This window comes from Pseudoalteromonas sp. TAB23, assembly GCF_000498075.1.
GTDB lineage: Bacteria > Pseudomonadota > Gammaproteobacteria > Enterobacterales > Alteromonadaceae > Pseudoalteromonas > Pseudoalteromonas arctica.
The window spans coordinates 1-8371 of sequence record NZ_AUTP01000028.1 but is presented as its reverse complement, the minus strand read 5'-3'; the positions used below and the strand labels follow the sequence as shown (position 1 = coordinate 8371).

General features: G+C 39.4%; 8 protein-coding genes and 1 pseudogene. 3 read left to right on the top strand and 6 right to left on the bottom strand.

The window, feature by feature from the left end:
- From L654_RS0100540 to L654_RS0100530, 3 genes and pseudogenes are all read right to left on the bottom strand, one after another.
- A pseudogene (locus L654_RS0100540) lies at window positions 1-320 on the bottom strand (hydrolase); the annotation flags it as partial.
- Between the two features lie 882 nt (window positions 321-1202).
- The gene (locus tag L654_RS0100535) at window positions 1203-1625 is read right to left on the bottom strand and encodes a TIGR02444 family protein (protein ID WP_024606944.1); all 423 of its coding nucleotides are present in this window, start codon (window positions 1623-1625) and stop codon (window positions 1203-1205) included.
- Window positions 1609-3531: an ATP-binding cassette domain-containing protein gene (locus L654_RS0100530; RefSeq protein WP_024606943.1), complete on the bottom strand. Its 1923-nt coding sequence runs from the start codon at window positions 3529-3531 to the stop codon at window positions 1609-1611. The genes L654_RS0100535 and L654_RS0100530 overlap by 17 nt, the downstream gene beginning before the upstream one ends.
- Window positions 3532-3663: 132 nt before the next feature.
- On the opposite strand from L654_RS0100530, the gene L654_RS0100525 reads away from it, so the two are divergent.
- A complete protein-coding gene (locus tag L654_RS0100525; protein ID WP_007378899.1) occupies window positions 3664-3867 on the top strand; it encodes a YheV family putative zinc ribbon protein in 204 nt (67 codons plus the stop codon).
- A 32-nt stretch (window positions 3868-3899) separates the two neighbouring features.
- Here L654_RS0100525 and L654_RS0100520 read toward each other — a convergent pair whose 3' ends face one another.
- Together L654_RS0100520 and L654_RS0100515 are read right to left on the bottom strand one after the other, a co-directional pair.
- On the bottom strand, window positions 3900-4115 hold the full coding sequence (locus L654_RS0100520) for a SlyX family protein (RefSeq protein WP_007378900.1): 216 nt from the start codon (window positions 4113-4115) through the stop codon (window positions 3900-3902).
- Window positions 4102-5100 (bottom strand): hypothetical protein, encoded by a 999-nt coding sequence (locus tag L654_RS0100515; protein WP_024606942.1) that lies wholly within the window; start codon window positions 5098-5100, stop codon window positions 4102-4104. The genes L654_RS0100520 and L654_RS0100515 overlap by 14 nt, the downstream gene beginning before the upstream one ends.
- Before the next feature lie 215 nt (window positions 5101-5315).
- On the opposite strand from L654_RS0100515, the gene fkpA reads away from it, so the two are divergent.
- Window positions 5316-6062, top strand: coding sequence for an FKBP-type peptidyl-prolyl cis-trans isomerase (gene fkpA, locus L654_RS0100510; protein ID WP_024606941.1), 747 nt, complete (start codon window positions 5316-5318; stop codon window positions 6060-6062).
- Window positions 6063-6127: 65 nt separating this feature from the next.
- On the opposite strand, the gene L654_RS0100505 is transcribed toward fkpA, so the two are convergent.
- Complete coding sequence (locus L654_RS0100505) at window positions 6128-6598, bottom strand: Rsd/AlgQ family anti-sigma factor (protein WP_007582240.1); 471 nt, start codon at window positions 6596-6598, stop codon at window positions 6128-6130.
- Between the two features lie 530 nt (window positions 6599-7128).
- Here L654_RS0100505 and hemE point away from each other — a divergent pair.
- Window positions 7129-8193: a uroporphyrinogen decarboxylase gene (gene hemE, locus L654_RS0100500; RefSeq protein ID WP_002961084.1), complete on the top strand. Its 1065-nt coding sequence runs from the start codon at window positions 7129-7131 to the stop codon at window positions 8191-8193.
- Window positions 8194-8371: the final 178 nt, after the last annotated feature.

The following is an 8371-nucleotide window of genomic DNA, read 5'->3' as shown; positions in this document are numbered from 1 at the left end:
GCGCGAGGTAGCCGATTGACTTCAGTTGAGCAATTTCTAAAGTGCATAAGCACAACTGCATAACCTTGCTTTTTTAACGCCTTCATCATGCCTTTGGCATAAAAGCTATTTATATTGCCTTCAAGGCCATGTAAAACAACGGCAAGTGGAGCGGTTTCGTTATGTGGAAGTGACCATGCGAGCTCAATAAAGTCACCATCAGGTGTATCAAGTTGCTCAAGTTCGTAGCGAGTGTGGTGAAATGGGCGGAAAAAACGCGGCATTATGGTTTGAACGTGACGATTGGTCATCCACCATGCTGGTTTGAACTGAGAGATCATGTTTGTACTACGCACTTTGTATTAAACGAAAAGCTAGTGTACCAAATTTTTCGCTTCAGAAAATAAAAAGCGCCTAACTAGTAAACTAATAAGGCGCTTTAGTGCGTCGTGCTTAATTTTGTTCGGGGATTTCTGCATCATGTATTTTTTTCAAAAAGAAAAAAGCAAAAAATATACACAAAGAAACAACGATGGTTAAAAACCCAAAAGACATAAATAAAACTGGATCTGTAAAAAAGTCTCTAAAGAATACGTTCATGAGTTGTTCCCCTCGTTGTTGATGGGTTAATCATAGGCGGTGTTTGCAGGTCGCAACGTGATCGAGATCAAGTTATTTACATAAGCAGATATAGGGGTGAAGCTAAGTTGATTTAGATCATGCTTTAAAGGCTACTAAGTTATTACCACTGAGAGCTAAGAGAGTTTTTCGCTTGAAATAGTGAGCTGATTGTAATCCATGTTTTTTCACTTTATCTAAAAGCGTAGCGCTTTTAACTTTTTTGAGTAAACCACTTAAAGATTTTTTGCACAAAGAGAAAAGAATGAGAAGTAAATGAGGGTAGAGCAACAAACTGCTCAATATTTATATCTAAGTAATTTAGTTTGTTTTCCTCTAAAAGCGAAGCGCCTCTTAACCTCTTTGTGAGTAAATTACTTAAAGGTCTTTGCGCAAAAAGAAGAAAAAGAGAAGAAAATTAGGGCAGGGTAATAAAATGCTGAGCTAAACAACCGCTCAATATTTATATTTTTATCTAAGTAATCTAGTTTGTTTTTCCTCTAAAAGCGAAGCGGCTCTTAACCTCTTTGTGAATAAATTACTTAAAGGTTTTTTGCACAAAGAAAATAGAATGAGCAGTAGAAGAGGGTATAAAAAGTAGCAGCCTAAGTGGCTTTCATATACAGCTCAATATTGTTTGGTGCTGCATGCTCGATTAATTCAAACTCATTTACTGCTTCAATCAACATATGTTGCTGTTGTTTTTCAAGCTTTAGCTCAGTGCTTAGTAACTCTGCGCGTATTGTGGCGTAATCACTTATCGTATTCTGATTAGCTTTTAAATAGCTACGGGCAGCGCGCAGAGGTTGTAATGCGTGAGTATCAAACTCACTAATTACGTTTATTAATGTATTTAGTTGTTGAGCATTAATACTTAAATTTAATGAGTCTAAATAAAGTAGCAATAAGCATAAATTAACATTTTTTCCTTGCTGGTTTTGTAGTGCCAGCAAGGTTGTTTGTTGCTCAGGCTTTGCGTACAAAGTGCACGCAAACTGCCAAAAATGGTCGCTATTGAGCAAGTTCATCGGCGAATGCCTGCTCTTTTTCTTCCATTTCTTCAAGTGCCATAAGTAGCTCTTCTTCAACGTCGTTAAGCTTAGGCGTAAGGGTTGCTTGCTTGGCTAATAACTCTTTAAGCTTGGCTTTGTTGTCGTCGTTGTACAGTTCGTTATCACCTAAGGTCACTTCAACTTCACTTAATTCGGCGGTAAATTTATCGAGTTGCTTTTCAAGCTTTTCAATTTGCTTTTTAAGTGGCTGAGTGGCTTTTCTAAACTCAGCTTCTAAGCGCTTTTGTTCCTTACGGTTAACACCTGGGTTTGCTTTAGGCTCGTCGTTTTGCTGCGCTTTAACAGCTTCTTTATTCGCGTTAAGTAACCATTGATAATATGCATCTAAGTCGTAGCCAAACTGAGTTACTTTGCCGTCATCTACTAAGTAAAACTCATCGGCAGTATTTTTAAGCATATGGCGATCATGCGATACGGTAACCATAGCGCCTTCAAAGCCTTGTAGTGCCATAACAAGTGCATGGCGCATTTCTAAATCAAGGTGGTTGGTTGGCTCATCCAGTAATAATAAGTTTGGCTTTTGATATACCAACATGGCAAGCACTAAACGTGCTTTTTCGCCGCCCGAAAATGGGGCTACAGGCTCAAGTGCTTTATCGCCAATGAAGGCAAAGCCGCCTAAAAAGTCACGTAGTGATTGTTCAGTGGCTTTTGGGTCTAGTCGTTGTATGTGCGTTATTGCACTGGCTTTTAAATCAAGAGATTCCAGCTGATGCTGCGCAAAGTAACCAATATTTAATCCGTGATGCTGAATAACTTCGCCCGCTTGCGGCTCTAAATCACCAGAAAGCAGTTTAATTAACGTTGATTTACCCGCGCCATTTCGACCAAGTAAAGCAATTCGGCTACCTGGTACAAGGTTTAGCTCTATATTATTTAAAATAGTGACGTCACCATAACCCGCTTTGGCTTTATCTATTGTCATTAGTGGGTTTGGTAATGCTTTTGGCTCTGCAAACTCAAAGTTAAATGGCGAGTCGGCATGTGCTGGCGCTAGTTTTTCCATGCGTTCCAGTGCTTTTACACGGCTTTGTGCTTGTTTAGCTTTACTGGCTTTTGCTTTAAAGCGCGTTATAAATTGCTCTAAGTGTGCAATTTGATCTTGCTGCTTATCAAACATTGCTTGTTGTTGTAGTAAACGCTCTGCTTTTTGGCGTTCAAACTGCGAGTAGTTACCTTTGTACACATTGATAAGTTGCTTATCTACATGCCAAATTTGGTCAACCACCGCATCTAAAAACTCACGGTCATGCGATATAAGTACAAGGGTGCCGGTATAAGCACGTAAAAAGCGTTCAAGCCAATAAACGGCATCTAAATCAAGGTGATTTGTTGGCTCATCGAGTAATAGTAAATCGGCGTCGCGTATTAATGCTTGGGCAAGGTTTAAACGCATACGCCAACCACCCGAAAACGAGCTGACAGGGTTTTCTATTAGGTTATTGGCAAAGCCTAAGCCGTGTAATAGCTCACCGGCGGTTGATTCAATGCTGTAGCCTTTAATGTTTTCAAGCTGAATATGTACTTTGGCTTGTGTGTCGCCATCGTTGTTTTTCTCGGCCTCACGCAGTGCTATGCGCATTGCGTAGTATTCTGGGTGGCCTTGAAGTACATAATCAATCGCGCTTATTTCAAGTGCAGGTGTCTCTTGCTTAACAGAGGCAATAGACCAATCTTTTGGAATGCTGCAGTTACCGGCATCTAGTTGCAGTTCTGATTTTAGTAAACCAAATAGCGTTGATTTTCCACAGCCATTAGCGCCAACAAGGCCTACTTTGTGCTCTGGGAATAACGTAGCTGATGCGTTTTTTAATAAGGCTTTACCGCCACGAAGTAGTTCTATTTCTGAGATTTGGATCATGAATGCGTTACTTTGCTGTGCCCTTGTTAAGTTGGCGCTATCATAACATAGAACTTAATGCTCTTATCAAGCGTATCAACAAGTGAAGTTATACGATAAAATAGCGGCAGTTCAAACCACAGGAAAAATGTTGTGAGACAAAAGAAGCGATTTATTGCTGGTGCATCGTGCCCTGACTGCAAAGCCATGGATACTATGATGCTATACAGAGAACATGATGTTGAAAAAGTAGAGTGTGTTGAGTGTGGTCATAAAATGGCGCAACCCGATAACGCTGTTCAGGCGTCTACTCGCCAATTTGAACAAGTAATTGGTGTATTTAAACCGGGCGACTAACCCGGTTTTTTATTGCCTAATTTTTACCGGTTTTAGTAATGCGGCGGAGGCGGCTCAGGTGCTTCAGACATCATAGACGATGATGACTGCGACTCTTTAATTTTTTCTGCTAGCAGCTCAGTTTGGCGTTTCATTTTTGCTAAAAGTTGCTGGTGCACTTTTATTTCATCATTTAAGACTTCAATTGTTTCGTCTTGAAAAGCCACTTTGGCTTCAAGTTCCATTAAGCGATGTTCAATTGTGTTCATTATTCTCTCGTATAATAAATCGCTCTGCGATACCGCTGGAGCTTTCGGTTAACAACGACTTACCGTTATCTGTAAATGTCACATCTAGCACCACCGCCGATTTAGGCTTACTGCCTTCGCGCGGGGTAACCTGCCAAGTTTGAATTTTTTCACCGCTTGGTATTTGCCACAAATCTAAGCGCTTATTTGGTGAGCCGGTTGCAAGCAAAGTGCCTTGTTCGTTAAAACGCACAGCAGTAAAAATTTTCTGACGCGCAATATACTTCAGTTTACTCACAAGATCACCTGTAGTCAGCTTCCATACATTTGCTTGTGCCATACTATCGGCCGTAAACGCATAGCGACCTTGTGGATCGAGCGTCACTTGGGTAACACGCGTTGGGTGATTAAAACGATGAATTACTTGCCCTGTACGTGTATCCCAAAAGTAAGCAACATAATCGTTAGAACCACTTAAGGCGTAGCGTCCGTTAGGTGATAGGTCAACGGTGTTAACTTTATCTTGATGACCTAAAAACTCAATACGACGTCCGGTTTCTAGGTTTACAAATACGACAACGCCGTCGCTACGGCCGTATAAAACACTACGGCCTTGATTGCTAATAGCAATATCGCGAATACTGGCTTTTTGTATTTTGTAATAACCTTTATTTTTGCCTGTGGCTATATCCCACACAGCAAACGTGGTTTTTTCGGCGGTAACAGCCACGCTGTTATCAAAAGCAATAGCAACGGCGTATACCAAACTGTCTTGATCTTGCTGCTGAAACCATTGGTATTTTAGTACCTGCTGTTGATTATCCCACAGGGCGACCCCATGGTTGATAGAGGAGATCAAACTGTATTTACCATCGTTTGAAAGTGTTGATGAAAACGCACCTTGTGCAGCATGTTCGTAACTTGCTACAGCGTGTTGTTTTTTATCGGTACAGGCGATGGCTAAAAAACAGCTAAATACGATTAAAAAAGTACGAAATATCGACATATTACAGGTATTTCCCCTTAACTCTTAGTGACTGAGAGGTTAGACTAGGACGCGTTAAATGCCTAGGTTGTTTGTCTAATCACTGGATATGTTTTTAGTTTAGCTAACAATGTGGAATTTAGTCATTAAACAAGCAGCCTATCATGTGGGCCGTTAATCTTTAACTAGTAATAATACATTAAAATGACAACTGCAAAGTGTGTCGGAGATTTAAAATGAAAAAGACGATTAGATTGTCATTGATTGCAGCGTCAGTTTTAGCGCTTACAGCTTGTAATCAAGAAGCAAAAAAAGAACAAGCTGAAGTTAAATTAGACACTGTAGAACAGCAACAAGCATACGGTATTGGTGCATCTGTAGGTAACTTTTTAAATAAAGACCTAGCAGACAAAACAGAAATTGGTATTGAGCTAGACCAAGCACTTCTAATCCGTGGTTTTGAAGATGCACTTGCTGGTAATGCAAAAATTGACGAAGAAAAAATTCGCGAAGTATTAACTGAACTAGATACATCAGTACGTACTAAGCAAGAAGAAAAAGCAAAAGTAGAGTCTGAAAAAAGCAAAGAAGCGGGTGTTAAATACCTAGCTGACAACGCTAAAAAAGAAGGCGTTACAGTAACTGAGTCTGGCCTACAGTATGAAGTACTTAGCGAAGGCGATGGCGAAAAGCCAGTAGCAACTGATGTAGTTAAAGTACACTACAAAGGTACTTTATTAGACGGTACTGAGTTTGATAGCTCATATGCACGTAACGAACCTACAACTTTCCCTCTTAACCGCGTAATTGCTGGTTGGACTGAAGGTTTACAACTTATGTCAGTGGGTTCTAAGTACAAGTTCACTATTCCTTCAGAACTTGCTTACGGCGACCGCGACTTAGGTAAGATTCCAGCTAATTCAACACTTGTATTTGAAGTTGAATTACTTGAAATTCAAAATGAAGAAACACCAGCACAATAATAAGCTTATTGTGTAAATGCAAAAAGGGACCTTAGGTCCCTTTTTTAATATGCGTAAATAACATATTAGTTTGCGTGATTAGAAAACAAGTTATCAATAAGCTCATCTTCAAGTGCAAAGCGTGCTTCTAATGCCTCACCAATAACAGACAAGTCATCATCAAAACCCTTTAACAAGTCTTCTTTGTCTACTTCAGCGTACTTATCATTAAAATCTAACGCTATGTCGGTTGTACTAGAAATACGCGGGTAAATAGAGTTTGCAAGCTCTTGGCTCTGTAAGCCCTTTTTTTCACATGCTTTTGCTATATCGTCATACACTTCAAAATGGCCTGCAGATAGGTAATCCATTAAAAGTTGGCAAAATGATTCAATTAGTTTTGGCTCTGGCAATGCTTGATCTTGTTTTTCGTACGGCGTAAAACCTGCAATTTTGCAATAAAGTACAATAAGGTCTTGGCGTTCGTTTAGCCATTTATCAATTACTGTGTGGCTACCACCCCATTTTTGTTGAGCTTTTTCTACACGCGTCAGCATAACTGTTCTCCTAGCTGGGTTGGTCTTTCAATTAGAATATAATAAGTTTATGTACATCAAGATATATTTAATTTGCGCGTATATCAACAAGTAAAGTTGAGCTACTTTGAGGGGTGTACCTTTTTATATAATCTAAGGCGAGAGATTTTATTTTAGACAAGAAAAAACCACCAGTTACGGTGGTCTAATTTCTTTCAGTGACTTGTTATAACAAGCTTTCTTATTTTTATGAGATGATTTTTATTGTTATTATTTTAAAACATTTATTTTTATTGTTTTAAGATTTTTATTATTGTTTTTGTTAACGCGGGACAAACAATAACAAGGTTTTTGTAATGTTGCAAACATATTAATAAAAAGTTTTAAATGTTATTCTTTTTTGATTGTTTTATAGTCAAAATGGATTAAAGCACGCCATTATATTGATCTGCCTCTAGGTAAAGCTGTTTTCGTCCCTAAGCAATAGAGGGTCGGAGAATATGGTGGTACAATCTTGCACAATTTATACAAGTCTTAGGATCATTTACGCCATGAGCGAATTAAAAAACGACCGTTATTTACGTGCACTTGCAAAACAACCTGTTGATGTAACTCCGGTATGGATGATGCGCCAAGCAGGACGCTATTTACCAGAGTATCGCGCTACACGTGCACAAGCGGGCGATTTTATGAGCCTGTGCCGTAATGCTGAGCTTGCATGTGAAGTAACACTGCAGCCACTACGTCGCTACCCGTTAGATGCCGCTATATTATTTAGTGATATTTTAACGATTCCAGATGCGATGGGTTTAGGTCTTTACTTTGAAACTGGCGAAGGCCCTAAGTTTGAACGTCCTATTTCATCACTTGCTGATGTTAAAAAAATTCCAAAGTTAGACCCTACAGACGAGCTTGGCTACGTAATGAATGCGGTAAGCACTATTCGTCGTGAACTTAAAGGTGAAGTACCGCTTATTGGTTTTTCTGGTTCACCTTGGACGCTAGCAACGTATATGGTTGAAGGCGGCAGCAGCAAAGTATTTGGTAAAATCAAAAAAATGGCGTTTGCAGAGCCGCAAACACTTCATTTATTACTCGATAAGTTAGCTGACTCAGTTATTGATTATTTAAATGCTCAAATTAAAGCTGGCGCGCAATCGCTAATGGTATTTGACTCATGGGGTGGTGTATTAAGCCCGCGCGATTACAACGAATTTTCACTGCAATATATGCATAAAATTGTAGATGGCTTAATTCGTGAATACGATGGTCGTAAAGTACCGGTTACTTTGTTCACTAAAAATGGTGGTCAATGGATTGAAGCTATTGCAGCAACTGGTTGTGATGCAATTGGTCTTGATTGGACTATTAATATTAGCGACGCTAAGCGCCGTGTGGGTGATAAAGTAGCTCTACAAGGTAATATGGACCCATCTATGTTACACGGTACACCAGAGCGTATTCGCCAAGAAGTAGGCACTATTTTAGAAGACTTCGGTACAGGCAATGGCCACGTGTTTAATTTAGGCCACGGTATTACACCAGATGTAGACCCTGAAAATGCTGGTGTATTCATTAATGCAGTACATGAGCTAAGTGCTAAGTACCATAAGTAATAGTCACTTAAACAAGCTTTAAAACTGTTTAAAAGTAAAAAGCCCGCTAAGTTGCGGGTTTTTTGTTACCTATTTATAAAGGCTTTTAAAACTACTTATACCAATTCGCTTAATTAAGTGATCTATTTTGAGGGAAGAAAATCGTGTCGATAACAAGGCAAAAATTTCGTTATTTAGT

Excerpts from the sequence above, each read along its gene's own strand:
- L654_RS0100535 (WP_024606944.1), bottom strand. The coding sequence starts at position 1,625 with ATGAACTTGCTCAATAGCGACCATTTTTGGCAGTTTGCGTGCACTTTG.
- L654_RS0100530 (WP_024606943.1), bottom strand. The coding sequence starts at position 3,531 with ATGATCCAAATCTCAGAAATAGAACTACTTCGTGGCGGTAAAGCCTTA.
- L654_RS0100520 (WP_007378900.1), bottom strand. The coding sequence starts at position 4,115 with ATGAACACAATTGAACATCGCTTAATGGAACTTGAAGCCAAAGTGGCT.
- L654_RS0100515 (WP_024606942.1), bottom strand. The coding sequence starts at position 5,100 with ATGTCGATATTTCGTACTTTTTTAATCGTATTTAGCTGTTTTTTAGCC.
- fkpA (WP_024606941.1), top strand. The coding sequence starts at position 5,316 with ATGAAAAAGACGATTAGATTGTCATTGATTGCAGCGTCAGTTTTAGCG.
- L654_RS0100505 (WP_007582240.1), bottom strand. The coding sequence starts at position 6,598 with ATGCTGACGCGTGTAGAAAAAGCTCAACAAAAATGGGGTGGTAGCCAC.
- hemE (WP_002961084.1), top strand. The coding sequence starts at position 7,129 with ATGAGCGAATTAAAAAACGACCGTTATTTACGTGCACTTGCAAAACAA.